The sequence below is a fragment of the Micromonospora sp. WMMA1996 genome, assembly GCF_002573675.1.
GTDB classification, from domain to species: domain Bacteria; phylum Actinomycetota; class Actinomycetes; order Mycobacteriales; family Micromonosporaceae; genus Micromonospora; species Micromonospora sediminicola.
Map to the genome: position 1 here is coordinate 305,280 of NZ_PDHU01000001.1, position 25,263 is coordinate 330,542.

Below are 25,263 nucleotides of genomic sequence, written 5' to 3' on the forward strand. Positions count from 1 at the left end.
ATGCTCCGCGACGTAGTCGCGTAGGTCACCGCGGACCGCGTCGGCGTCCCACGCCGTCCTGTCAAGCAGGCGTTGCATGGCGTAGCAGCATCGGCATGCTCATCCCAATCGAGTTCGAGCGGGCGTCCATGGTGGCATGAGATCCACTAATCCGACTCCGGTCAACCCGGGGCAGGCCAGCCTTGTTGGCTTACCGGTCCACCACTCCTCGTACCTGACCCAGCACGTCGTCGAGCAGTCCGCGGAGGTTCCCGCCGCCGAGGACGAGCTGACGGTCCAGCAGCCGGTTGGCGGTCTCGCACGATGTCTCGCTGACGAGCGCGCACCCGTGGCAGGCGGACAGGTTCAGCTGGGATACGCCTTGCCGGTCGCTTTCAATGCATACGGGGTCGTTCGAGCAGACGTCCGCGTCCCCGAGAGCCGCCAGTAACAGCGGAAGGATCCGATCGGGTTCGCCGAGGCGGACAAGGCCGCCGAGTGTTCCCTGTGCGTCTCCGGCGGCCGTGTAGATGAGGATGCCAGCGGTGCGATCGGGGCGATCGGTGTTGGCGTAGATGCGTTCCTGGAGGGAGGCGGAGGAGTAGCCGCTGGCGAAGGCGAGTCGTCGGATCAGCAGGTGTGCGATGGTGTGCAGCGCTATGTATCGCGGCTCCGGGACGTCGAGTCGGTCCGCCCAGGGGCTGCTTTCTCGCCGATCGATCAGGAGCTTCGCTCGGGCCTGGATTTCGGGCCGGCTCTCCCATTCGGCGATGCGGGCCTCGTCGAAGCGGAGGAAGATTCCTTCACCGAACATCTCGACGGCGGGATAGACCGGCTTTCTCCCACGGTCTGGGCCGAGGTCCGCGCTGATGAAGTCGGCTTGGGCCGTGTGGCGTCTGAAGCCTTTGAGCGCGCGTACCTCGCGTACGCGCCGAACCTGGCCGACGGCGACCAGCCGGTCGGTGAGAGCCGGGGGCCATGCGCCGTCGGATGGGATCCTCCAGCCGTCAACAATGAAGTCGCCGCCGCTGTGGTCTCTTCCGTTGTCGAGCTTGTTCAGGAACGCGGCCCATTCGCCGTCCTTTAGCTCCAGGAGCGGGGCGTCGTCGGGCTCGTCGTCACCTGCGGCCAGTCGCAGCACGTCGTCCTTCGAGACGCCGAGCTCGTCGGCGATCCAGCCGGCCACCATGTCCGCCTGTGGGCCACCATTGTCCGCGACCACCCTCTCGAAGTAGACGTGGCTGCGGATCTCGTCCTTCTTGCCAATGAACTGCGGTACCTCCTCGGGTATATCGAGCGCCGAGAGCCGCTCCGCGATGTAGTTGCCGGTGGCGCCGCGCTGGACGGCCTTTAGGTGGTGCTCGCACGGGTCTCCGGTGTTCTCGTCCTCCCATGGTTGTTTGCCGTCGCATCGGAAGCCGTCGCGGTGTAACGAGTCCTTCCCTGTCAGGTCGGACAGGGCGCGGTCTCGTTTGCAGCCGTTGCAGACGACGCGAAGCGATGTCAGGCCTTCGCCGTGACGCGAAGAGCGAACGAACCGGAGTTCCTTGTACGCGCGGCAGTGCCGTACCGCCTCGGTCATGCCGGCGTCGTGCCCACGGTGCGCCCACTTGAACCAGTGGATGTCCTGCAGGTGGCTGCCCTGCTCGCAGATCGCGACGTACCGCATCGGTACGAGGGTGCCGCCGCAGTCACACTTGTTGGTCCAGCGGCCCTTGTTCTTGCCGGTAAGCATGGACAGCTTCGTGCAACGCTCGCAGAACCGCCACTCCGGGAACCGGAAGTACAGCAGACTCGCGGTCTCCTTGGCCGCTCGTCCGGCGTGTGCCGGTGGTTGCCGCAGGACACCCCCACGCAGTTTCGCCGAGAGTCGCTCGCAGCTGACCTCGGGAGCGCGTTTGCGATCCCACCAGGAGGTGTCGGGTGCGATCAGGGACTCCCCGCGCACGTCGACGATTGCTCCAACGCCGAAAGGGCTGATCGTCTCGGACAGCCGTAGGTCATGCACGATGGGTTCCATGCCGGACCTCCTCCATCGGCTCGCGTACATGGACGGCGACGTTCGGTTCGACCGAGCGCATCGAGTCGGCGACCAGCCAGCCCTCGCCGCTCTGCTCGAACCGTTTGAGAAGGGCCCGCTCGTCCGCCTTGCCACGTTCGTATCGCAAACTCGTGCCTTCTTCTCGAGCGGATCTGGCGCGGCGGTCCCAATCACGCAGCAGCCGCCACAGCTCCTCTTCGGTCTCGTCGGCCTCGATGCGATCCGATCGGCTGACAAGAGAGACGAAGGCGTCGACCAGGTGTTCGACCGTGTGGCGCATGTCCTCGTCGTCGAGGTCGAGGCGAGACGCCCCGTCGTTGGCTGCCAGAGCCGTGATGGAGTGCCGTAGGAGCGCCACCAGGGCGCCACCTATGGACCGGGTGCGGGAGGCCAGCGACCAGGGTGTCACGCTCGTCGGTTCGACGTTGCGGTAGAGGGCTTCGTGGTAGCCGCGGAACGTCTCAAAATGCGATCGGTCGCGTGCCCGGTTCGACCGGAACAACGTGGTGACTATGCCGTTGTTGCGGCCGCGACCGACGCGGCTCGTGGCCTGGATGTATTCGGCGGTGGTCTTGGGCTGGCCGACCATCAGCATCAGCGCGAGGCGAGGAATGTCGATGCCTACCGACAACATGTTGGACGACAGCACGATGTCGACAGCCTGATCGGTCTTGTCGATGCTCTGCGCGAGTTCCCGCAGATCGTTGGGAAGCTCCTCCGGCCCCCGGCGACTGGTCAGTTCGAGGACGCGGTCGGCGCGCACCGGGCGGAACGGCAGCTTCAGACGGTCGGCGCGTGGTTCGAGTCGTCCGTTGACGTCGTCGACGACCAGGGTTCCCGTCCGGCCGAGCTCGCGCAGGCTGTTGTGATACATCACGGCGGTCCAATAGGAGTCGCGCGTCGCGCCCGTGTCCTGCTTCTGGGCGAGGACCTCCGGTATCTCGATCAGCGGAGCGGCCGTGGAGATGACGGCGGACACCTGAGACAGCGACTGCGGCATGAGGCCGACGTAGAGGCGCCCTTCACCGCTCTCGACCGGTTCGGAGAAGAAGGTCTGATCCCCGTCGAGGCCGGCCGGGGGGTAGAGGGCGACGTCACGCCCGTACAGTCCCTGGACCTGTTCCTGTGATGCGCGGATGGTCGCGGTCGATGCGATGATCTTTGGTGGCGTGCCGGATCTGCTCAGTAGCATCTGGATGACGGCGTCGAAGACGGCAACTGTGGTACCGAGCGGTCCGGACAGCAGGTGCAGCTCGTCCTGGATGATCATCGACGGTTGACGGAACGGTGTGTCCAGGCCGAGCAATGTTCCGGCGTTGGGCCGGAACTGCAGGCGTGCGAACTTGTCGACGGTGGCGAGCAGGATGGTGGGCGGTTCGTCGTAGAGGACCTCGTCGACGACGGCGACGGGGAGCTCGTCGTGGAACGGACAGCTTCCATCGGTGCAGTGGATGACGACGTCCTTGCCGACGAGCCGCATCCCGTACAGGGTCTTGTCTGCGGACTGTTTCCTTGGCACCAGCGCGGCGCCGCACCACGGGCAGCTCTCGACCTGGAAGCTGTTCGCCTCCTCCGGCCGTGCGGCCTTGTGCAATCGGTCGAGTGCAGCCTTCGCCTCGCTCCTCTTGCCCGGTGTCACCTCGTTACCCACCCACAGGCCGATGGAGAAGCGGGTCATGCCCTTGGCTCGACCGCGGTCACGGCGTAGCAGTTCCATCGCGCAGATCAGCGACGCCGCCCGTTGAAACTGCTGGGCGGTGAGCAGCCGCAAAGTGTAGCGGGTGATCACCGCGGTGCCGCCGCCTGCGACACCGTGCGCGAGCCGTCGACGGAAGATCTCAATTGCGGCCAGGCCCAGGTATGCCTCCGTCTTGCCTCCGCCGGTGGGGAACCAGATCAAGTCGACCAGTTCCCGGTCGTCGTGGGTTCCGTCCACGGTCGATGCCAGGGCCACCAGCAGGAAGCCGAGTTGGAACGGGCGCCACTGCGGCTCGCTCGGATCCCTGCCGTCACGCACCGCCGTCTGACGCATTTGTAGTCGCATGGCCGCCATGCCGAGCGAGAAGGCCGTTCTCAGCGTCTGCTGCCGATCGTCGCGGAGCAGGTCGACACCGGCTCGCATCCGGTGAAGAGCCGCGCGGGCGCGGTCGGTGATCGCTCGTGCGACGTGGGCGTCCGCGCCGAACGCGGTCGTGGAGTCCTCCTGCTGCTGGACCCATACCTCGAACGCGGCGACGAAGGCGTCGAGCGACGGTAGGACCTCAGCGGGGTGTGTGTCGATGCGTGCGAGATGGTCGAGGCCCAGAGCCTCGGCCTCTGCGGTCCCCGCTGCGAACCCGGTCGTCGCGACCGCGGGCACCACGAACGCGGGCACGGGCTCGAGGCGGACCGCCGTACAGGCGTTCCCGGACAGGTCCCAGTCGGCGGCCATGCCGTGTCCGACGGCGTAAACCTTCTTGTCCCTGAACCGCAGCCGTAGCTCCGCCGCCTCACTGTCCAGGTCGACCGCGGTCGACCCCCGATACTCCAGGATCCGACCGTCGACTGCGGGTTCGACCCTGAGCGCCACCTGGAACAGCATCGACTCGATGTCGAGCCGGTCATTCCCGGTGGACTGCTTGCGTATCCGGGCGTGCACCGTCACCAGATGGGCGTCGCCGTACCGGCGCCACCGCGATCCGACCTCGATCGGGACCTCGCCCGCCTGAAGCTCGTGCAGTGGTCTGTGAGGGCCGAGTTTGATCGCGTCGAGCCGGAACGGCCTGCGCTGCCAACGCGGGGGCCCGTCACCGGTGACAGGCTGATAGGTGCCACCGGACAGATCACAGGTCACTGCGGGCCGGTCGGTGACGAAGGAGATCGCGACGGAGGAGGGCCGCCAATCCTCGGCGAGCGGCACACCGGCGCCGTCCTCCTCCACGTCTCCGGCGGGCACGTCCGATTCGACCGGCGCGCCCGGCTGCGGCTGGTCCGCGGCCGGCACCGCCGAGGCGATCGGGAACAGCATCCCGACGGCGTACTGCCGGTCGGGCAGATTGGTGAGGATCTCCTCCTCACCGGAGTCCGGACCGACGTACGCGTTGCGTAGGTGCGTCAGTGCCGCCTCTTGTGCCTTGGTCAGAGTCACTTCTTCACCAACCGCTGTCGGACCAATTCTTGGAGGCGCCGCCTGTCGTCCTTGGTCACCAATATGTTCAGCGAGACACGCGCCCGGGTCACCGCCACGTAGAAGGCGGCGGTGCCCGCATCGTCGAAGGACTCGGGCAGGTCGCACAGCACGACGCTCTCCGCCTCGAGGCCCTTGGCGTACCGCGGGCTCGTCAGAGTGAAGCCCTGCGGCGTCACGGTCGGCGCGGCCGTGGAATCGGCCTCGATGATCCAGATGTCCTTGCGTCGGACACCGTCGGCCACCAGCTGTTCCGCCACAATCTCGGCGGCGGCGACATCGGCCGCACCGTCAGAGGTGTGCCACCGGACCTTCTCGCCGTGGACGATACCGGGATCGCCGATATCCGCGCCGAGGTACTCCTGAACCATGTGCACGATCGCCTGCGTGTTCCGGACGTTGAGTTCGAGGTCGACCGAGAGGGCCTCGGACGCGACGAGCTCGAACACGTCGTCGTCGAAGCCGCCGTCGACGTGCGACTGGTTGTTCGAGTCGAGGAACATCCGCCAACGGCCGCGGTCGCGTCCGCCGACTACGACCGCGTCGAGCCGGTCCATCATTTCGGCATCCATCAGATCCTGTGCCTCGTCGACGAAGACGACGTCGTACACCTGGTCGGACGTCAGCTGCGTGAATGGCAGGACCGCGATGTCACGGCCGGCGACGTGCGGCGCGAAGAATTGCAGCAGCTCCGGCGAGTGGAAGGTGATCAAAACGGATCGGCCCTCACCGGACTCCTGCTTCGCGGCCTCGACCAGCACCAGGGATTTACCCGTGCCGGCACCACCGAACACCATGACCCGAGGGTTGCGCGCCAACGCGGCCAGCACCCGTGCCTGACCGATGGTGGCACGGTTCTGCTCCTCGATGACCGCACCGCGCTGCGCGTCGATCACCGGCATCCGCGTGAACTCGCCGAACAAACGCGTCCGCAGATCAGCGGCGCGGGCGATCCGTTGGCCAGCGGGTGGTCTGCGGGCGGCATCCGTGATCGTGTCGAGAGCCTGAGTCAACCCCTCGACCGTCATGTCGTCCTTGGCCAACCAATGACTCGGCTGCCACCCCACAGAATGTGGGGGGGTCTCGATGTCCGGGGTGATGACAACGGCCTCGTGCGCGAACCAACCGACACCCTCCTCCCGCAGAATGTCGCGCAGGGCGTACATCGCCGACTGCGCCTGCTCCATCGGCGAGCTCGACAGCTTGTGCCAGTCGTTGCGGCGGTCGATGCTGTACCAGATGCCCTCGTGCCTCCTGACCCCACCGCCCTTGACCTCGACGACGATCAGGCATTTCTTCCACAGCACGACGAAGTCCGCCTCGGCCTGCTGCTTGTAGGCGTGCGAACGCAGCTTCACCGAGTAGAAGGCGACCGCGTCCAGATCACCGGTCACCTCTCGTAGAAGCCGCGCCACCCGACGTTCGGCGTCGCTCTCGGCGTTCTTGAGAATGTCGGTCAGGTCGGGGACGAGGATCACGGCTGATGCTCCTGCCAGAGATCCTCGTACTCGCGGTATCCGAGCATCTCGGTGAGATCACCGAAGTTGTCTGCCATGTCCACGATGAGGCACTCTTCCTTCCCGCCGTTTTTCGGTCCCCGCAGACCTCGCCCGGCCATCTGGATGTAGGCGTTCGGACTGAACGTCGGACGCGCGATGTACAGCGCTCGGACCCCGGGGGCGTCGAAGCCCTGAATCAGAAGGTCGCAGTTGGCGAGGACTCTGATCTGACCGTTCTTGAACCTCTCGATGATGTCGCGGCGCTCCTGCCTGCCCGTCTGCCCGCTGACGGCCGCAGCGGTGACGTCGCGATACCGAAGGGTCGCCGCTAGCACCTGCGCTGAGAGGACGTTCGGAGTGAACACCAGTACCGGCCAGTCCGGGTCCAGGCCCAGAATATGGTCGACGAGTACCGACATGCGGGCCTGGTCTCGGCCGATACGATCCATGACGGACTGCTTGAGCCTGCGCAGGCTCGTGGCGTCCTTGCGCTCGTCCGGCTGCAGATCGACGTGGATGCCCGGCAGTACCCGGTGTCGAACCCGCGCCAGCACACCGAGTTCGGCGAGCCTGCGGTAGGCGTTGTCCTGCTCGAACGCCTCGAGTTTGCGGCCACCGAAACGACTCACGAGCGCCTTGGTGGCGGACTCGGAGGCGCCCTTGAACGGTGTCGCGGAGAGTCCGACCAACGGGCGTTCCCAGCCACGGCCGGCCACGCCCAGCCAGTTCAAAATCCGGGTGTACCGCTCGGATCCACCGGCCCGGTGCCCCTCGTCAATGATCACGGCGGAGGCCTGCCTCAGCCAGTCGTAGTCGGGGTCACGGATAACGCCGACGTCGAGTTCGGCGTCGGTGGCGACGATGAAGCTGAACTCCGTGTCCGGCTCATGAACGTCGTTGCCCTCCCAGAGGCGTCCAATGGTCAGTGGACGCTCGTCCCCCAGGCCCCGCCACACCAGGCTGGTCGTCTGCACCGCCTGCTCGCAGAGCTCCTGCGACTGCGCTATCCACAGAACGGGGCCCTGGAGGCGATCCTCCATGAACAGCCGCAGCACAGTCTCCGTCGCGACGCGCGTCTTTCCCGCCCCGGTCGGAAGTTCCACCATCGCCTTACGGTGACGACCGTTTGCATCGCGGAGCGTGACGACGTCGCGGAGCTGGGCGCTGATGTCCTTTTGAAATGGGTGCAGTTCATTGAGCCTCACCGCACCGGGGACGACGAACTCCTGCGGTTGGCGTTGATTCCGGCGTCCCGCGTACTCGGGACCGAACCCCATCTTGCGCAACCAGGCGATCGTGGTAGAACGACCTGCCCACTCGGTAGGAACGTCGGTGAAGCCCTCCTGTCGGAAGTTCGTCGCAAGCTGCCTGATGGAGTCCGAGCCGAAGACGGTCAAGAACAGCTCGGCGACCGAGGTTTGTTCGTGAATTAGTTCCTGAGCTTCGAGTGCCTGCCACAAGCCGGTCGGCAGCGCCTCCCGCAGGTCGTCCGGGCCGAAGTAGATGTCGAGCCGTTCGGCGTCGTCCCGGGCGGCCTTGGCACGCTGACGCTGCTCTTCGAGTTTATGATTGAGGCCGGTCTTGAGTACCTGCTCACGCTCAGCGCTGATCAAGCGTAGGTCGAAAGCGTCGTTGACGAACGAGAGCAGCCGCGGCTGATCGGCATCACTGCGAGCGGTGAGACTCAACCCGTCGAGATGCCAGTCCAGAGCTTGGTCCTCGACGCCGTCTTCCGTGGTCACCCGCTTAATGATCTGAACTGCTCGGGTCAGAGTCGCGTTCTCAACCTTCCTCGCCACGGTCGTTGTGCGCAGTCCGGTAAAGACGTCGACGATCGGCACCCTGTCCTGCTCGCCCTCGACCATGATCGAGAAGGCGAAGCTGTCCTCGAACCGACGACAGCCGACCACCTCCACCAGCTCCGCGGTCTGCTCGGGATGCGCGCGAAGGTAAGGGCGCTGACGCGAGGAGAGGAACGCCTCCTGCTCGTCGGAGGTCGCGAGGTACACCGCCGCTGGAGGCCTCGACTCGGTTCGACGCCCGATCTTGGCGGGGATCGCCGGGGCGTGCGCACCGGGATAGGCGATCCGTGACACGGCGAGGGTGAACTCGACGAGCACGTCGTCGGAGATGCCCGGCGGGAACAGCGGCTCGGCGAGCGCCTTCTTCAGCACAGGACCGGGCAGCGTGGCGAGTTCGTCCGGCAGCTCCAGCGTGTCGGCGACCTGTGAGGGTCCCCGGAACAGCGGAAGCAGTCTCTCGTAACGGACCAGTGACGGCGCGGCGACCTCACAGGGCGGCAGGAACCCACGAGTCGTGTTGACGAGTCCGGCCTCGTCGGCCGCCCATCGCACCGGCGAATGCACGGTGTAGGTGATGCCCGAGTCGATGTCCTCGCACGTCCAGGTGAGATCCCCAGCCTGCAGCAGCGCGGTGGTCCAGTGTGCACGTAGTTGGGCCGAGGCGCCGGCGTCTCGCAGGATGAACAGCATGGAGAACGGTCCCGGCCCGGCACCGTGAAGCAGTTCGACACGTTCGACCGGACGCTCACCCGGACCCTGTAACGCGTTGAGCTGCTCCAACAACCATCCGACGTAGTCGTCGAGGCGCGATTCATCCTCGACGGAATAGCTCCTCACCGGATCGCAGACGACGCCGAGAGCATGGGCCGCCTGTGGCAGACAGCGCTTGCGGTCCAACGCCTTGACGCCCGGCACGCAGGACACGTCGGCATCGACGTCAATCACCTGTCTCGCCCACGCCCAGCCTCCGTCACGCGTCGGTACCTTGACCGTGTCCGAGTGGCCTTCGAGGGTCTTCGCCGCGACGTTGACGGGCAGTGCGGTCACGGAATTCCAGAGTTCCGTGTATTCCCGATCGCCGGCCGTTGCAGGGAGCTGCGCGATACGAGCGTTGAGAATGGCCAGAGGGTCGAGGTCTCGGAACCCCGCCTGCCGCAGCAGTCCCTCGACGCCGGGCTGGGAGAGGAAGCCAGGAAGGACGAAAACGGACCGCTCGAATTCGACGCCCTCCTCTCTGCGCAGGAAGACCTCCGTGCTGTCGCTCAGTGCTCGCAGACCTCCGGTGGTCGGGATCACTTTGGCATTCTCGACGCCTTCGATGTTGCGCTGCTTGCACACGAACCTGAAGGCGTTGGCAGCCGACACCGGATCGGCACCCTCCGCCCACTCCCGCAGCCAGGACAGGATCCCACGCTTCGGCATGGCCGCCAACGTCCGCTTCATGTCGTTCTCGGTGGCGTCCAGCCGACTGCCGTGCGCGGCCGCGAACAATTGGCGCAGACGTGTGATCCGCTGCTGCAAGCTGTAGCACTTCCAGTGCGGAACGTCGGATCCAGTGTTCGGAGAGATGATCCATGCCTCGTGGACACTCTCGGGGACGCCGATCGTAAAGTCCAAGGGCTTCAAAGTCTCGGCCCGGGTTAAGCGTCCCGAGGCGTCAGGAACGAGCTCCCGTCCGATCGACTTGTGCGGGACCTGCCTGCAGAGGATCTCGTCACCGAAAGAGAGTTCCTCCTGACCCCGTGCGGGCAGATAGTCGAGATGAGCAGCGGGATCCTCCGCCGTGCCCACGAGTGAGATCACCTGCACGAACATATCCGCAAGCGTTACGAGCATCTCGCGGTTGTAATCGTTCCGGAGCAACGTCGTTCGGTCGTCGTTCACGCTCCACGGCGCGTTGAAAAGGGCGGAGGCGGATGTCTTGTCATCCAGCGGGAAATAGGACCAGAACTCGCCAATCTGATACCTTTTGCCGCGCCTCTTTGGGACCGCGACGGTCACTTTGACCTCGGATCGCGAGACCGCCTCGCCGACCTGGCGTCGAGCTTCCGCGGACGGCGCATGCATCCGGTCCTCCACGAGCCATTCCTCGTACTCGCCACCGGAACGCTCAATCCTGAAAAGGCCATCACCGAGCTTTCGGGAGGTGTGAGTGGCCTCGAAATGATCGGCACCGATGATCCGGAGTCTCACCTCCCTCACGGCCCCGACAAAAAGAAGGAAGTGCGATGAGAACCCTGTGATCTCCCCACGAAGGCGACCAATGCTGGACACGTTCGGAAGTTTGACGATGGTCGCGGCCCACTCGGCCAGACCGGAGAGGACGGGATCCTGGCCGAACGCTGCCACCGCGTCGACCGTGGTGGCCGTGCGGAGCACCGGGTAACGCTTCGCCCCGGAGCCGACTCCAGTGAGGGAGGCGTGCGCCTCGGACGAGTTGAACTCGAACGATACGGAACGGCTGAAGACCTGCGGCGCAGTTGAAACCGCTAAGACGGACTTGAACCCTAGACCGAATCGCCCGATCTCATCCCCACGCTTACCACTCAGATGGGCATGCGTGATGGCGGTAAGCCCTCTCTTGGAGAACGGTCGTCCACCATTGGCACAATAGAGCGCACGACGCACCGTATCCAGGACGATCTCAACCCGGCCCGCATTCTCGTCCGAGTCGGCGTTCCCCGCCATGGCATCGGCGGCGTTCTGGATGAGTTCGAGAAGAGTCCGATTGGCGTATCCGCCGACTCGGATAGACTCCTCGTGATTGGCGTGCTCCGTGAGCAAGTCTGGCTTGACCCGGTAGGACTCGATAGTGCTGTCGAACAGGGTTTTGACTTCTTGCACAAGGGCGGGGTCAGGCGCCCAAAGCTGCTCCATCACGATGAACAAGCACTCCCCAGGCTGTGGTGCCACCTGCACGCACTCGAACCGGTGGTATCCGCGTTCAGGACCGCGCCAACGTGGCGACGGAGCCAACCGACCGAGTGAACACGCGGATCATCCCAGCAACCAAGGGCCCCACCTTCCCACAAGGCGTTCCTGGACCCTACCGGCAGGAGTCCTCCCGACGGGACCCCCAGTTGGTCAGCCGATCAGCCTGCATGAGGTGACCTTCTTGGGCTGTCAATAACCTCCGCAGTTGATATTGCAAGTTGACAAGTCTTCCGCGCGGGGCCGCAGTTGCCGCCAGCGGCCATCTAGCCCAACCATGGCAACCGCCCTGCGCCCACCCGTAATACCCGCAGCAGCCTGACGGCCTCGGTGGGACGATGCGCTCGTGATCCACCTCAGCGGGGCGGGTGCCCGTCCGTCACCTCAACGGTTGGCGAGCGGTTCCTGGCGCGCATGCAGGTTTCGCTCGACGGGCCGGCCTCGCACAGGCTGGTGGTCGCCGACGTTGCCGGCTGCCACCAGTGCTCTGGGGCGAGACCATGAACGTCCACCCTCTGCTTGTTGTAGTTACTGCCCAGTCCGTCCGGCTTGTAGTTGCTCTCCACGTTGCCGGCGATGTCGATCGAAGACCAGTTGACGGTGGTGTCGCTGCTCACCGTGATGCTCTGCGCCCCCCAATGCCGGGGCGGTGGCCGGGCTGCGGGTGGTTTTGACCGTCATCGTGGTCAGGCGAGCCCCCGGTGAGCTTGAGCGGCGCGCAGCCGGAACAGTCGCCCATCCCCGCGGCGCGCAGCTGCGCCAACGCCTCGTCCGCCGATATCAACGGCACGTCCTGACGGATGCCGTTGGCCCAGACGACGGTGCGGGCCTGCTGGGGCGCTAGGGTGGCGTCGAGGCGGCCTCGACGCGGCCGGCCGACAAGCTTTCCTTGAAGGACCCGTTCGCCAGCTCTCAGTCGCCGAGTTGGCGAGTCAGCTCCCCCCGCCATGCTCACCGGCTCGGGCGGGGCATGGGGTCCGGTGATCCGCCGCTCGTCCCCGTGCCCCGGCCACCACGCCGTGTGCCCGATCAACCCGGTCAACGCCGGCACGAAGAACATCGACATCACGAACGCGGACAGCACGATCCCGATCGCCACCGCGAACCCCATCTGCTGGAGGAACGAGATCGGCGCGAGCATCAGCACCCCGAACGTGCCGGCCAGGATCAGCCCGGCCGCGGCGACGGTCGGGCCGGCGTGTTCCACGCCGATGGCGGCGGCCTGGTGGGGTTCGTGGCCCTCCCGCGCCTCCTCGCGTAGTCGGGCGATCATCAGGATGTTGTAGTCGGTGCCGATCGCCACCACGAACAGGTAGAGGATGATCGGCAACTGGAACGTGACACCCGGGTTGCCCTGGAGCCCCTGGAACACGTAGACGGTCGCGCCCAGCGTGGCGGCGAAGTTGAGCAGCACCGCGATCACCAGGTAGATGGGTGCGACGAGACTGCGCAGCAGCAGCGCGAGGATGAGCGCGATCAGACCGGCGGCCACCGGCAGGATCACCGAGAGGTCGCGGTTGTTGGCCGAGTTGATGTCGGCGAAGATCGCGGTCGGCCCGCCGACCAGCGCCTTCGTCCCCTCCGGGCCCTTGGCGTGCAGGTCGTCGCGGACCAGGCTGATTGTCTCGTGTAAATCCGCGGTGCCCACTCGGGTCGTCGGGCTCGACGCGGCCCCGGGTCGTCCGGACGACCGTGACCTCGGACGGGCTGTCGGTCGGATGCTGCACATCGACGACGTCGATCGGCTGGACCTCATCAGCCAGGTGGCATCCGGTCGGCAGTCCGCCGCCGGACGGCTGCTCGACATGCTGCACTTCAGCCTGTGGGGCCCGTCGGTGCCGCTGGCCGAACGCGACGCCCGGCTCAAGCGGCTCTGGGCTGAGCCGGCACGCTGCGCGGAGCTACGACAGGTCGCGGAGGTGCTACGCGATCGGATCCACCGGGTCACCGAGCGACCCACTTCGGAGCGGGTTCCGCTGCGGGTGCACGCCCGCTACAGCCGCAATGAGGCGTGCGCGGCCTTCGGCATGGCGAACCCGGGCTCGCTGCGGGAGGGCGTGAAGTGGCTGCCGGACGAGAGAGCGGACCTCTTCTTCGTCACTCTGGTCAAGTCCGCGGAGCACTACTCTCCCACGACCATGTACGCGGACCGGGCCATCACCGACCGGCTGTTCCAGTGGGAGTCGCAGAGCACGACGACGTCGGCGTCGGCGACCGGGCGGCGCTATGTCGACCACGTCGCCCAAGGATCGACGGTGCACCTGTTCGTGCGGAAGACCCGGGTTGCCGACCGCGACCTGGGCGCACCGCCCTACCTGTATGCCGGACCGATGACCTACCAGGAGCACAGCGGCGACCGGCCGATGCGCGTCCTCTGGGAGCTGCGGCATCCTCTTCCCGCCGACATGTACGCCGCCGCCCGGGCGATCGCCGCCTGATATCACCAACGACTCAGCTCGAAAGGCACCGCAAGGGCAACGTCCCACTCAGTCAGCGATCCGGCGGCGATCCGACGGACCCATCCAACGGCACAGCAGCACCGCCACCCCGCCCGCGATGACCCCGACCATCGTCCCGGTCACCAGGCTGGAGACGGCCGCCGAAGCCCGCAACAAGCTTTCTCGCGCCCCCGGTGAGATGGTGGCCAGCCCTGGCGCGTCCATGCCGAGCGACGGGTCCCAGAACACCTGGTGACCGACCGCGAGGAACACCCCGTACAGCGCGCCCACGACCACCAGCGTCAGGAACGGGCGCGGTGGTCGCCGCCACAGCACGACTGCCACCCAGACCAGCGGTGGCCCCACCGCCAGCAGCGCGGCCACCACGGTTCCCTCCGGTACGACGTCCAGGTCGTGCAGCGCCACCCGGGGCGCGGCCAGCCCGGCAAGTCCCACCAGCGCCGGCCAGGAGAACCCGAGGGCACGACGGGCGCTCATCGCCCGACCGCCGACGGTGCGGTCGACCGGACGAACTTCAGGAGCGCGACGAACGCCAGCACGGCGGTCACCGCTCCACCGGCGAAGCGCACCCAGTGCCCCGCGACGAACTCGGCCGCCACCTGCCGCAGGTACTCGGGCGAGTGCGTCCCCACCGGGTCCACGAACATGATCTCGTTGCGCGGCCAGAAGAAGACGGCGGAGAACAGGAACTCGCAGGCGACGAAGACGACGGTCGCGCCGGCGACGTACCAGCGCAGCCGGCGGTCGCGCCAGGTGAGCAGCGTCGCGGCGACGCTGCTCAGCACGACCGACGCGCCCAGCGGCGGGAAGTAGTCGTGCGGGCCGCCGTCGACCAGGAACTCCCGGGCCCGCTCCAGGGACGCGGGCGGGTCGTTGAAGATGTTCGGGTAGAGCATGACGGTCTCGGCGGCGACCCCGCCGAACGACATCATCGCCGCCCAGACCATCACGATCAGGGCGATCCACGTCAGTTTGGTACGGGACATGAGTGTTTCTCCTCGTAGGTGGGGATGTCATCGACGCTAGGTCGGCGACGGCTGACCGTCGTCCGCGCCGCCGCGCGACCGGGGGTCGCCTGTCGACGTACACCTCGGGGTTGCCCCTGACGCCTGCGGACGACAGCGCCGAGGGCCCGGGCGGACCTAGGCTCGAAGGCGTGCCCGACACCTCGCCCACCCGCGCCGACGCGCTGCTCGCGGCGGCCACCGTCGCCCTGGTCGTGGTGGCCGTGGTGGCCGAGGGGACCGCGCCGGCCCGCGTCGTGCTCGCCTGCGCCGTGGCGGTCGGGCTCGGGGTCCTGGTGCTGGGCGCCCGGCGGTGGCCGCTGCCCGCGCTGCTGGCCACCGCGGTGGGCATCCTCGCCTACTACGCGCTGGACCTGCCGCCGGTCGGGGTGGTCGCGCCGGCCGCCGCGGTGCTCTACCGGGTCGCGGAGCGGGGTCGGGTCACGCCGGCCGCTCTGGTCGCCGGCGGGCTGCTGGCCGTGTCGGTGGCGGTCCGGCTGGTCGAGGGCGACGACGTCGCGGTCGTCGTCGGTGCCGAGCTGGGCTCGGAGGCGGCGTTGGCCCTCGCCGTCATCGCCCTCGGAGACGCGGTACGCACCCGGCGGTCGCTGCGGGCGGCGTTGGTCCGCCAGGCCATGGCCGCCGACGAGGAGCGCCACCGCGAGGCGGCCCGGCAGGTGGAGGCGGAGCGGCTGCGCATCGCGCGGGAGGTGCACGACACGTTGGGGCACACGATGTCGGTGATCACGTTGCAGTCGGCGGTGGCGCGGGAGGCCCTCACCGACCGGGATCCCGCGCAGGCGGAGGGCGCGCTGGCGGCCATCCACTCGGTGAGCGGCAGCGCGATGGCGGAGCTGCGGGCGACGCTCGGCACGCTGCGCCGCGAGCCCGGGCCACACGAGCCCGCGCCCGGGTTCGCCCAGCTACCGGCGCTCGTCGACGGCGTGCGTCGGGGCGGGTTGGCGGTCGACCTGCGGGTCGACGGCCCGGTCGAGGCGCTGCCCTCCGTGGTCGGCAGCACGGTCTACCGGGTCGTGCAGGAGGCGCTGACGAACGTGCTGCGCCACGCCGGGGCCACCCGGGTGACCGTCACGGTCCGTGCCACACCCGGTCGGCTCGCGCTGGAGGTGGTGGACGACGGTCGCGGCGGCCCGTCCGCCGGGGCGACGGGCCGGAAGGGTCAGGGGCTGCGCGGTATGGCGGAGCGGGTCGCCCTGCTGGGCGGCAGGGTCGACACCGGCACCGCCGCGACGGGCGGTTTCCGGGTGTCGGTCCACCTGCCGCTGGCGCGGGTGACCTCGTGACCGCGATCCGCGTCGTGCTCGTCGACGACCAGCACCTGGTCCGCACCGGCCTGCGGGCGCTGCTCGACCGCGCCGCCGACATCGAGGTGGTGGGTGAGGCCGGTGACGGTGGTGCCGGGCTGTCGGTCGTCCGGGAGCAGCGGCCCGACGTGGTGCTCATGGACGTGCGGATGCCCGGCGGGGACGGGTTGGAGGCCACCCGGCGGATCCTCGCCGATCCGCGGCTCACCGGCGCGCGGGTGGTCATGTTGACCACGTTCGACGACGACGAGTACCTGTTCGAGGCGATCCGGGCCGGGGCGGCCGGCTTCCTGCTCAAGGACACCCCGCCCGACGCGCTGCGGGAGGCCGTCCGGGTGGTGGCGGGCGGCGACGCGCTGCTCTCGCCGGCCGTCACCAGGCGGGTGCTGACCGCGGCGGCCCACAGCCCGGTGACCGACCCGGCGCGACTGGCCGGGCTCACCGCCCGGGAGCGGGACGTGCTCGCCCAGGTCGGCGCGGGGCGGTCGAACACCGAGATCGGGCAGGTGTTGTTCCTCAGCCCGGACACCGCCCGCACCTACGTGAGCCGGCTGCTCCAGAAGCTGAACGCCCGCGACCGGTCCCAGCTCGTGGTGATCGCGTACGAGAGCGGGCTGGTCCGCCCCGGCGAGCAGTGAGGCCCGGTCAGACCTGCGCCTCGCCCACCGGCTCCGGCTCCGCGTGCCGGCCCCCGCCGTTGCGCCGCTCGTCCCCGTGCCCCGGCCACCACGCCGTGTGCCCGATCAGCCCGGTCAACGCCGGCACGAAGAACATCGACATCACGAACGCGGACAGCACGATCCCGATCGCCACCGCGAACCCCATCTGCTGGAGGAACGAGATCGGCGCGAGCATCAGCACCCCGAACGTGCCGGCCAGGATCAGCCCGGCCGCGGCGACGGTCGGGCCGGCGTGTTCCACGCCGATGGCGGCGGCCTGGTGGGGTTCGTGGCCCTCCCGCGCCTCCTCGCGTAGTCGGGCGATCATCAGGATGTTGTAGTCGGTGCCGATCGCCACCACGAACAGGTAGAGGATGATCGGCAGCTGGAACGTGACGCCCGGGTTGCCCTGGAGCCCCTGGAACACGTAGACGGTCGCGCCCAGCGTGGCGGCGAAGTTGAGCAGCACCGCGATCACCAGGTAGATGGGTGCGACGAGACTGCGCAGCAGCAGCGCGAGGATCAGCGCGATCAGACCGGCGGCCACCGGCAGGATCACCGAGAGGTCGCGGTTGTTGGCCGAGTTGATGTCGGCGAAGATCGCGGTCGGCCCGCCGACCAGCGCCTTCGTACCCTCCGGGGCCTTGGCGTGCAGGTCGTCGCGCAGGTCGTCGCGGACCAGGCTGATCGCCTCGTTGGAGACCGGGTTCTCGTCGAGCAGCAGGTTGATCCGGGCCACGCCCGGGTCGGTGGCGCTGCGCTCCGGCGGCTGGACCCGGGCGACGCCGGGCGCGTTCGCCGCGGCGGCCGCGAAGTCGTTGACCTGCTGGTCGGTCAGCGGGGTGCCGGTGCCGGTGGTCAGGTAGACCTCGGTGGGCGCGAGCGCCCCGGCGGCGAAGCCGCGCTGGAGGTCCTTGGCGGCCCGCGCGGACTCGGTGTCCTGCGGGAAGCCGGCGCTGAAGTCGTAGTCGGCCTTGTAGCCGAGCACCCCGGCGGCGAGCGCGACCAGCAGCGCGCCGGAGGCCGCGGCCACCATGGCGGGCCGGCGGCCGACGGCGGCGCCGAGCCGTCGGGACAGGCTTGCCTTCGGCGTACGCTGCCACGCCTTCGACGGCCAGAACACGAACCGGCCGAGCAGCGACACCAGCGCCGGGATCAGGGTCAGCGAGGTGACCAGCATGACGGCGACGGCGATGGCGAGCGCCGGGCCGAGCGAGCCGAAGAAGCCCAGCGAGGCGAGCAGCAGCACCAGGAACGCGACGATGACCGCGCCGGCGGCGGAGGTGATGACCTCGCCGACCCGCTGCACCGAGACGATCATCGCGGTGCGCTTGTCGTCGCCGGCGCGCAGCCGCTCCCGGTAGCGGAACAGCAGGAACAGGATGTAGTCGGTGCCGATGCCGAACAGCACGATCAGCAGGATGGTCTGGAGGTCCTGGCTGACGTTGAGGTCGAAGGCCTTGCCGGCGGCGGCGACCAGCCCGGTGGTGACGGACATGACCACGCTGATCACCACGACCGGCAGCAGCGCGGCGATCGGGCTGCGGAAGATGATCAGGATCAGCCCGATGATGAGGATGATGGTGGCGACGCCGACGACCGCGAACGCGGAGTTGAACGTGTCCTCGTTGTCGACGAAGCTGGCCACGTCCCCGGCCACGCCGGCGGTCAGGCCGCTGCCGGCGAGGTCCGGCCCGAGGTCGGCGCGCAGGTCGCGGACGGCGTCGAGCAGCTTCGGGTCGTCCGGGGTGTCGGCGTCGAGGCCGACGGAGATGATCTGCACCGACTTGTCCGGCGCGACGGCCTGCGGGCCGGTGAGGTAGCCGGAGGTCTGCGGGATGTTCCGGGCCTTGAGCGCCTGGGCGAGTTGCCCGACGCGCGCCTCGTCGGCCGGGGTGAGCGGCTTGCCGTCGCTCCGCTTGACCACGATGGTGGCGGTGGCGGTCGCCGCCTGCGGGAACGACTTGGTGGCCAGCTCGGTGGCCTGCACCGACTCGTAGGAGCGCGGCAGGAAGCTCTCCTGGTCGGCGGAGGTGATGTCGCTCAGCGACGGGCTGGTGACGACGATCGCGATCGCGGCGAGGATCCAGCCGCCGATCACCCACCAGGCCTTGCCGACGACGAATCTGCCCAGTCGCTCGAACATCGTTTCCCCCGTGTGTCGACTGTCTCGCGCAGGATCCTACCCTCCGTGAGCAATCCTTTTCGGACGTCTCGCGGCCTGGCGTCGATGTTCCCGCTGGTCGAGGATCGGTGGATGAACGAGCGCCCCCGCGTTCCCGGAGTCCTGGCGGCGTGGTTCCTGGCCACCGTGCCGGCCCCGCTGGTGTGGTTCCAGTGGACGCACCGGTGGGAGGAGGACCAGCCCCTGTCCTCCGCGCTGTGGTGGCCGGCGCTGGCGTCACCGGCCCTGGCCGCCCTGCTGGCCGCCGGGCGGCCCCGCCGGCGCGGCGTCCCCGGCCTCGCGCTGACCGTCGGCGTGTCCACACTGGTCACGGCGGCGCTTCTGGCCGGGTCGCTGGCGTTCTTCCGCTGGGTGGTGCCGCTGACCGGCGAGGCCCGCTGGGGGCGGGCTCTGCTCGGCGGGCTGGCGCTCGCGGTGGTTGGGGCGCTGCTCGGGTACGCCACCGGCGGGCGCCTACCCCGCACCGGCCGGCCGGCGTCCCGGCGCGGCTATCTGGTCGGCGGGTTCGCGGTGCTGCTCGGGGCCGTGCTGGCGCAGACCACGGTACGGCTCGGCGCCGAGGGCAGCACTGTCGGTCAACCCCCCACGGAGTACGGCGGGGTCGGGCCGTACGCGACGTCGGCGGGACGGTTCACGGTGCCGGCCGCCGGGGCGTACGCGATCTTCTCGGTGGGGTTCGCGTCGACGGACCCGGAGTGCCGGGTCGACGGCGTCGGTGGGGCCGCCGAGCCGGTGTCCGTTCCGCCCGGCGACTACGGGGGCGACGCCGCGTCGTACGCATGGGTGGCCACGGTGCGGGTGCCGGCGGCCGGGGTGTGGACGCTGGACTGCCGCAGCCCGGATCCGGAGGCGTCCTACGTGGTGGGTGACGTGCCGGAGATCCGGGGCGCGGTGGGCTCGCTGATCCACTGGCCGGCCGGCCTGATCTGGTTGGTCGGCGCCCTCCCCGGCCTGCTGATCGTCGGGGAGACCGTGCGCCGGCGGGCCGGAGCGAAGGCCCCGGCGACCGCCGGAGGAGACGGCAGGGAGCGGTAGACGCCCCGGTCAGGCGACGTCCACGACCAGGTCGGCGGTGGCGACGGCGATCTCACCGGCGTACTCCTCGGCGGCCGCGGCACGGGCGGCGGCGTGGTCGGTCCCGGGCCGCAGATGCGTCAGCAGCAGGCGCCGGGTGCCGGCGGCCTCGGCCTGCCGGCCGGCCTGGCGCGCGCTCGACTGATGGTCCCGCGAGTCCTCCGGCACCTCGCGCAGGTAGGTGGCCTCGGCGACGAGGAGGTCCGCGTCCCGGGCCAGGGCCACCACGTCGGGGCTCGGGCCGGTGTCCCCCGTGTACGCGAGCACCCGGCCGCCCGCGGTGAGCCGGATGCCGGCGTTGGGCACCCAGTGCGGCAGCAGGCGGGTCTCGGCCCGGAACGGTCCGATGTCGAGGGCGTCCCCGGCGGTGAACTCGTGCGGCACGTACGCGGCGTCGAGCATTCCCGGCCGGTCGAGGGCCAGCACCGCGTCCAGCGCGCCGGGCAGCGCGTACACCGGCACCGGTGGCGGCGGGTCGTCCCGCAGCGCGCGGGCCCGGAGGAACGGGTTCAGGTCGGCGCAGTGGTCGGGGTGCCCGTGGCTGATGAACACGGCGTCCACCTGATCGGCGGTGACGTGCGCCAGCAGGCGGGGCAGCGTGGCGTAGCCGAGGTCGAGCAGCAGCCGGAACCCGGCCTCCTCCACGAGGAAGCCGCTGCACGCCTGGCCCGCCTCGGGCCAGACCCCACACCCGCCGAGCACTGTGAGCCGCATCGTCCGACGGTACCGCCGCCGTGGCGTTGCGGCGTGCACTGTCACAGGCGGCTCGTAGCCTGGCGGGGTCATCGACGATCGCAGGGAGGCGACGTGCTCGACCACTTCTCCGTAGCGGTGCGCGACCTGGGGGCGGCCGGCGCCTTCTACGACGCGGTGCTCGCCCCGCTGGGCGGGCGGCGGATCATGGAGCCGGGCCCGATCGGCTACGGCGTGGACGCGCCCGACTTCTGGGTCGAGCCCGCGCCGGCCGACGCCGCTCCGGTGCCGGTGCACATCGCGTTCACCGCGCCCGACCGGGCGGCCGTGCGGGCGTTCCACGACGCGGCGGTGGCGGCCGGGGCCGAGGTGCTGCACGCGCCGAAGGTGTGGCCGGAATACCACGCGGCCTACTACGGCGCGTTCGTCCGCGACCCGGACGGCAACAACGTCGAGGCGGTCTGCCACCGGCCGGAGTGAGACGGTGGAGGTCGAACCGGTCGAGCACTCGCCCGTCCGCGCCATCCGCCGGGCCTGGCTGGCCCAGCGCTGGCACGATCTCACGTTCCTGCACTGGGCGGTCCCGCCGGAGCGGGTCGCGCCGCTGCTGCCGGCCGGCACCCGACCCGACACGCTCGACGGGCTCACCTACGTCGGGCTGATCGGTTTCCGGATGGTCGGGCTGGGGCTCGGTCGGGGGCCGGGCGTGCCCTACTTCGGCACGTTCTGGGAGACGAACGTGCGGCTCTACTCGGTCGACGGCGCGGGTCGGCGGGCGGTCGTGTTCCGTTCGCTGGACGCGTCCCGGCTGATGCCGGTGCTGGTGGCCCAGATCAGCCTGCGCCTGCCCTACAAGTGGTCGGCGATGCGGCTGGAGCGGTCCGGCGACACGCTCACCTACCGCTGCCGCCGCCGCTGGCCGGGCCCGGCCGGCGCGACCAGCGCGATGACCGTCCGCGTCGGCGCTCCGATCCCCGACCCGACGCCGCTGGAGCACTTCCTCACCGCGCGCTGGGGCCTGCACACCCGGGCGTACGGCGCCACCCGGCACCTGCCGAACTGGCACCCCCGGTGGCCGCTGCACCGCGCCGAGCTGCTGCACCTGGACGACGAGCTGGTCACCGCCGCCGGCCTGCCCGCGCCGGACGGGCCGCCGGTGAGCGTCCTGCACTCCCCCGGCGTCCCGGTCGTCTTCGGCGGCCCCACCCGGGTCCCCTGACCCGGTCAGCGCAGCGGGTCAGGGGTGCCGTGCGGGACGTCAGGGCGGCAGCGGCGCACCCGGTCGGCGGCCATCCGACCGCCCACCGCCAGCCCGTGGCGCTCCACCGCCGCCAGCCCGTACGCGCTGCACGTCGGCGTGTAGCGGCACGTCCCCGGCCAGCGGTGCGAGAGCCACCGCCGGTAGCCGAGGATGGCGGCCCGACCGGCCCGGTCCACGGCGGGCGCCCGGACCACGCCGGCGGTCACCGAGCCGAGGGTCAGCAGCGTCGAGAACAGGCCCAGGTCGCAGCAGCCGGGGCCGTCACAGTCGAGCAGGTCGCAGTCGCAGTCGCACCAGTCCCGGTCCTTCTTCTTTTTCTTGTGGCGTCGCTTCCGCATGATCACGAGGTCATGATGCGACACCGCCGCCAGCCGGTGAGCGGCCGACCGGAACGGGTCCGGCGGGATCGGGTCGGCGGGCGGCCGGCACCCTAGCGTCGAAGGCGTAACCAGGAAGGAGCACCCGCGTGCTGGACCGCCTCAACCAGGCCATGGACCACCTCGAACAGCGGCTCGACCGGCCGCTGGACGTGCCGGAGCTGGCCCGGATCGCCTGCGTGTCGGAGCACCACTTCCGGCGGCTGTTCTCGGCGTTGGCCGGGGTGCCGCTGTCGGAGTACGTGCGCCGCCGCCGGCTCACCCTCGCCGGCGCCGACGTGCTCGCCGGCCGGGAGTCGCTGCTCGACGTGGCGGTGCGCTGGGGCTACGGCTCGAACGAGGCGTTCGCCCGCGCGTTCCGCTCGGTGCACGGCGTCGGCCCGGCCGAGGCACGGCGCACCGGGGCGGTGCTGCGTTCCCAGCCGCGGATGTCCTTCCGACTCGTCGTCGAAGGGAGCACCAGCATGGACTACCGAATCGTGACCAAGGACGCCTTCCGGCTCGTCGGGGTGAAGGCCCGGGTGCCGCTGGTCCACGAGGGGATGAACCCCCACATCGTGGCGTTCGTCAAGGGCATCGACCCGACGACCGTACGCCGGATCGAGGCCCTCTCCGACCAGGAGCCGCACGGGATCGTCAACGTCAGCGACGACCTGGCCGGGTCCCGGGAGGAGGGCGCCGAGCTGGACTACTGGCACGGCGTGGTGACCGGCGCCGAGGTGCCGGACGACCTGGACAGCCTGCCGGTCGAGGCCGGCGACTGGGCGGTCTTCCGCAGCTCCGGCGCGTTCCCGCAGGCGTTGCAGTATCTGTGGCGGGACGTGTTCACCCAATGGTTCCCGTCGAACCCGTACGAGATCCGGCCCGGGCCGGAGATCTCCCGGGTGCGGATCGCCGAGGGCGGCGGCACCGCCGACGCGGAGCTGTGGATCCCGGTACGCCGGGCCTAGGGTCGCGCCGCTGCGGCGGCTCGCGCCAACGCGGCCGGCACGTCGTGCACGTGGTAGGGGTGTTCGCTCGGTTCGATGCCGGCGAGGAACATCGCGTACACGGCGGCCAGTCGCAGCGGCGCGACCGGCCGGAGCAGGTCGACGGCCCGGCGCGGGTCGCTGCCGGGCGCGTCGGCCCGCCACCGGTCGGCCCACGCGTCGACGAGGCGGTCGGCGGCGGCCGGGGCGAGGTCCTCGGTGAGGCGCAGGATGTCGAAGGCGGGGTGGCCGACGAACGCGTCCGCCCAGTCGATGACGACCCGCCGGGACTCGCCGCCGCGCACGTTGCCCGGGTGCAGGTCGCCGTGCACGAGCGTGTCGGGCAGCCCGCAGTCGCGCACCCGGGCGAGCCGGTCGTCGAGCCCGTCGAGCAGGCGGGTGGCGGCGGTGACGTCGTGCCCGGCCAGTCGTTCCCGGATCCACCGGCCCAGCCCCGACCCCCGCAGATCGGGTACGCCGGCGGCGACCAGCCGGTCCACCTCGCCCACGGCCCGCACCTGCACCGCGTGGTGCCCGGCCGCGATCGCCGTCCGCTCACCCTCCCCGGCCCCGTACCGGTCGTCCCCCGGCACGTGCCCCAGCAACACCCGCCCCTCCCCACCCACGGTGAGCACCTCCACCCGTCCGCCGGCCGCCGGGGTGGTGAGGAGCCAGTGGAGGACCGCAAGTTCGTGGCGGGCGAACGGGGGGAGCTGTTTGAGCCAGGCCGGGCCGGTGGGGGTGTCCAGGCGCCAGATGGCGGAGAGGTTCCAGGTGCGCTGCTGGGCCATGGCGGTCACCGGGCGGCCGAGTCGCCGCAGCTCCTCGGTTGCCCAGGCGACGCTGTCCGCCGGGCCGCCGACCTCCGCCCACGGCATGCGCAGCGGGTGCGGCGCGAGGTCCACGACGGCCGGCTCCAGGGGTACGCGAGGAGCGTCGGCGACCTGCGCCAGGTAGCGGACGTGGCCGCCGGGCGGCGCGGGACGGTCGGCGTCGAGCAGCCGCAGCACGGCGAGCTCGACGCCGTGGCGACGGCGGGCCTCCTCGACCACCGAGGCGACCTGCTGCCACCACGGCTCGGGCACCTCGAACGGAGGCAGCGCGCCGACCAGCCGCCCGACGGCGTCGACCAGGACCACTGTGACGGTGCGGGACACGCCCGGACGCTAACCGGGCACCCCTACGGGAGGCGAGCGGATTGATCCGGGGGTGATGCGGGACCGCTCCCGGATGTGGCGGGGACGGGTGGTCGGCAGGCTGAGGCGATGACCTCCCTCGATTCCCGGACACGTCCGGCGTACCCCTGGTTGCGACCGACCGCCGTGGCCGCGGCGTCGCTACTGCTCGGCTACGGCCTGCTGCGCCTGCTCGACCGCCTGGACGGGCACAGCGACAAGGGCGCCTGGGCCTGGAACACCGGGCACTCGTTGTTCCTCCTCGGCGTCCTCTGCTTCGCGGCGCTGATCGTCGGGCTGCACGGCCTGTTGCGGAGCCGCTCGACCCGGCTGCGGACACTTGACGACGCGGCCGCACTGGCCGGCCTGGTCGGCGCGGCCGCCTTCGTCTGGGTGATCCTCGGCGACCTGTTCCCGCGCTTCGCCGCGGCGGTGGACACCCCCGACCCGGTCCTGCTCGGTGGGCCCCTGCTGTTCGAGGTGGGTCTGCTGGTGCTGCTCTACCGGGCGGCGGCGACGCGGCTGCTGCCGGTGTGGGCACCGGTGCTGGTGCTCGTCGGGTTCCTGGCGATCGCGGTGAACCTGGACCTGTTGCCGGTCGGGGCCGCGCTGGTCCTCGTCGGCCTGGCACCGCTGCGGGTCACGCCTCGACCGGTGGGGTGACC

The 25,263-nt window shown here is 69.8% G+C and carries 19 protein-coding genes and 1 pseudogene; 8 read left to right on the plus strand and 12 right to left on the minus strand.

Annotation, left to right across the window (positions count from 1 at the left end; all coding sequences use genetic code 11):
* Window positions 1–190: 190 nt before the first annotated feature.
* The 6 genes from drmB to COO58_RS30570 all read right to left on the minus strand — a co-directional run bounded on the left by drmB (window position 191) and on the right by COO58_RS30570 (window position 13,066).
* Window positions 191–1,999 carry a DUF1998 domain-containing protein gene (gene drmB / locus COO58_RS01525; protein WP_098743537.1) on the minus strand — a complete coding sequence of 603 codons (1,809 nt, stop codon included), beginning with the start codon at window positions 1,997–1,999 and terminating at the stop codon, window positions 191–193.
* Window positions 1,980–5,147 carry a helicase-related protein gene (locus tag COO58_RS01530; protein WP_098743538.1) on the minus strand — a complete coding sequence of 1,056 codons (3,168 nt, stop codon included), beginning with the start codon at window positions 5,145–5,147 and terminating at the stop codon, window positions 1,980–1,982. The genes drmB and COO58_RS01530 overlap by 20 nt, the downstream gene beginning before the upstream one ends.
* Window positions 5,144–6,664 (minus strand): nuclease-related domain-containing DEAD/DEAH box helicase, encoded by a 1,521-nt coding sequence (locus COO58_RS01535; RefSeq protein ID WP_098743540.1) that lies wholly within the window; start codon window positions 6,662–6,664, stop codon window positions 5,144–5,146. The genes COO58_RS01530 and COO58_RS01535 overlap by 4 nt, the downstream gene beginning before the upstream one ends.
* A complete protein-coding gene (locus COO58_RS01540; protein WP_098746032.1) occupies window positions 6,661–11,367 on the minus strand; it encodes a DEAD/DEAH box helicase in 4,707 nt (1,568 codons plus the stop codon). Before COO58_RS01540 ends, COO58_RS01535 begins: the two co-directional genes overlap by 4 nt.
* Before the next feature lie 407 nt (window positions 11,368–11,774).
* Window positions 11,775–12,035 carry a hypothetical protein gene (locus COO58_RS29835; RefSeq protein WP_141561843.1) on the minus strand — a complete coding sequence of 87 codons (261 nt, stop codon included), beginning with the start codon at window positions 12,033–12,035 and terminating at the stop codon, window positions 11,775–11,777.
* Entirely contained in the window at window positions 12,032–13,066 is a 1,035-nt protein-coding gene (locus tag COO58_RS30570) for an MMPL family transporter (RefSeq protein ID WP_255292500.1), read from the minus strand. The genes COO58_RS29835 and COO58_RS30570 overlap by 4 nt, the downstream gene beginning before the upstream one ends.
* Before the next feature lie 40 nt (window positions 13,067–13,106).
* Between COO58_RS30570 and COO58_RS01550 the strand changes: the two are divergent.
* Window positions 13,107–13,856 (plus strand): annotated as a pseudogene (locus tag COO58_RS01550) (DUF3427 domain-containing protein); the annotation flags it as partial.
* Between the two features lie 48 nt (window positions 13,857–13,904).
* Here the strand turns inward: COO58_RS01550 and COO58_RS01555 are convergent.
* Together COO58_RS01555 and COO58_RS01560 are read right to left on the minus strand one after the other, a co-directional pair.
* Window positions 13,905–14,354 (minus strand): hypothetical protein, encoded by a 450-nt coding sequence (locus COO58_RS01555; protein ID WP_098743541.1) that lies wholly within the window; start codon window positions 14,352–14,354, stop codon window positions 13,905–13,907.
* Window positions 14,351–14,863, minus strand: a complete 513-nt coding sequence (locus tag COO58_RS01560; RefSeq protein WP_091581351.1) for a DUF1772 domain-containing protein — start codon at window positions 14,861–14,863, stop codon at window positions 14,351–14,353. Before COO58_RS01560 ends, COO58_RS01555 begins: the two co-directional genes overlap by 4 nt.
* A 170-nt stretch (window positions 14,864–15,033) precedes the next feature.
* On the opposite strand from COO58_RS01560, the gene COO58_RS01565 reads away from it, so the two are divergent.
* Window positions 15,034–16,185, plus strand: a complete 1,152-nt coding sequence (locus COO58_RS01565) for a sensor histidine kinase (protein ID WP_098743543.1) — start codon at window positions 15,034–15,036, stop codon at window positions 16,183–16,185.
* Window positions 16,182–16,844 (plus strand): response regulator transcription factor, encoded by a 663-nt coding sequence (locus COO58_RS01570; RefSeq protein ID WP_098743544.1) that lies wholly within the window; start codon window positions 16,182–16,184, stop codon window positions 16,842–16,844. The genes COO58_RS01565 and COO58_RS01570 overlap by 4 nt, the downstream gene beginning before the upstream one ends.
* A gap of 7 nt (window positions 16,845–16,851) precedes the next feature.
* On the opposite strand, the gene COO58_RS01575 is transcribed toward COO58_RS01570, so the two are convergent.
* Window positions 16,852–19,011 (minus strand): MMPL family transporter, encoded by a 2,160-nt coding sequence (locus tag COO58_RS01575; protein ID WP_098743546.1) that lies wholly within the window; start codon window positions 19,009–19,011, stop codon window positions 16,852–16,854.
* A gap of 111 nt (window positions 19,012–19,122) precedes the next feature.
* On the opposite strand from COO58_RS01575, the gene COO58_RS01580 reads away from it, so the two are divergent.
* Window positions 19,123–20,085: a hypothetical protein gene (locus COO58_RS01580; RefSeq protein ID WP_098746034.1), complete on the plus strand. Its 963-nt coding sequence runs from the start codon at window positions 19,123–19,125 to the stop codon at window positions 20,083–20,085.
* A 9-nt stretch (window positions 20,086–20,094) separates the two neighbouring features.
* On the opposite strand, the gene COO58_RS01585 is transcribed toward COO58_RS01580, so the two are convergent.
* Window positions 20,095–20,838: an MBL fold metallo-hydrolase gene (locus COO58_RS01585; RefSeq protein WP_098743547.1), complete on the minus strand. Its 744-nt coding sequence runs from the start codon at window positions 20,836–20,838 to the stop codon at window positions 20,095–20,097.
* Window positions 20,839–20,931: 93 nt separating this feature from the next.
* Between COO58_RS01585 and COO58_RS01590 the strand changes: the two genes are divergently transcribed.
* A complete protein-coding gene (locus COO58_RS01590) occupies window positions 20,932–21,297 on the plus strand; it encodes a VOC family protein (protein WP_091581372.1) in 366 nt (121 codons plus the stop codon).
* A gap of 4 nt (window positions 21,298–21,301) precedes the next feature.
* Window positions 21,302–22,036, plus strand: coding sequence for a YqjF family protein (locus COO58_RS01595; RefSeq protein ID WP_098743549.1), 735 nt, complete (start codon window positions 21,302–21,304; stop codon window positions 22,034–22,036).
* Between the two features lie 5 nt (window positions 22,037–22,041).
* On the opposite strand, the gene yidD is transcribed toward COO58_RS01595, so the two are convergent.
* Window positions 22,042–22,416 (minus strand): membrane protein insertion efficiency factor YidD, encoded by a 375-nt coding sequence (gene yidD, locus COO58_RS01600; RefSeq protein WP_245666978.1) that lies wholly within the window; start codon window positions 22,414–22,416, stop codon window positions 22,042–22,044.
* A gap of 128 nt (window positions 22,417–22,544) precedes the next feature.
* Between yidD and COO58_RS01605 the strand changes: the two genes are divergently transcribed.
* Complete coding sequence (locus COO58_RS01605) at window positions 22,545–23,405, plus strand: AraC family transcriptional regulator (RefSeq protein WP_098743550.1); 861 nt, start codon at window positions 22,545–22,547, stop codon at window positions 23,403–23,405.
* Here COO58_RS01605 and COO58_RS01610 read toward each other — a convergent pair.
* Entirely contained in the window at window positions 23,402–24,580 is a 1,179-nt protein-coding gene (locus tag COO58_RS01610; protein ID WP_098743552.1) for a phosphotransferase family protein, read from the minus strand. The two genes, COO58_RS01605 and COO58_RS01610, sit on opposite strands and share 4 nt — an antisense overlap.
* A 108-nt stretch (window positions 24,581–24,688) precedes the next feature.
* Here COO58_RS01610 and COO58_RS01615 point away from each other — a divergent pair, with 108 nt between their 5' ends.
* The gene (locus COO58_RS01615; RefSeq protein ID WP_098743553.1) at window positions 24,689–25,261 is read left to right on the plus strand and encodes a hypothetical protein; all 573 of its coding nucleotides are present in this window, start codon (window positions 24,689–24,691) and stop codon (window positions 25,259–25,261) included.
* The last annotated feature ends 2 nt before the right edge of the window (window positions 25,262–25,263 follow it).

Coding starts and splice junctions, on each gene's coding strand:
- drmB (WP_098743537.1), bottom strand. CDS start 1,999: ATGGAACCCATCGTGCATGACCTACGGCTGTCCGAGACGATCAGCCCT.
- COO58_RS01555 (WP_098743541.1), bottom strand. CDS start 14,354: ATGAGCGCCCGTCGTGCCCTCGGGTTCTCCTGGCCGGCGCTGGTGGGA.
- COO58_RS01560 (WP_091581351.1), bottom strand. CDS start 14,863: ATGTCCCGTACCAAACTGACGTGGATCGCCCTGATCGTGATGGTCTGG.
- COO58_RS01575 (WP_098743546.1), bottom strand. CDS start 19,011: ATGTTCGAGCGACTGGGCAGATTCGTCGTCGGCAAGGCCTGGTGGGTG.
- COO58_RS01580 (WP_098746034.1), top strand. CDS start 19,123: ATGAACGAGCGCCCCCGCGTTCCCGGAGTCCTGGCGGCGTGGTTCCTG.
- COO58_RS01585 (WP_098743547.1), bottom strand. CDS start 20,838: ATGCGGCTCACAGTGCTCGGCGGGTGTGGGGTCTGGCCCGAGGCGGGC.
- yidD (WP_245666978.1), bottom strand. CDS start 22,416: ATGCGGAAGCGACGCCACAAGAAAAAGAAGAAGGACCGGGACTGGTGC.
- COO58_RS01615 (WP_098743553.1), top strand. CDS start 24,689: ATGACCTCCCTCGATTCCCGGACACGTCCGGCGTACCCCTGGTTGCGA.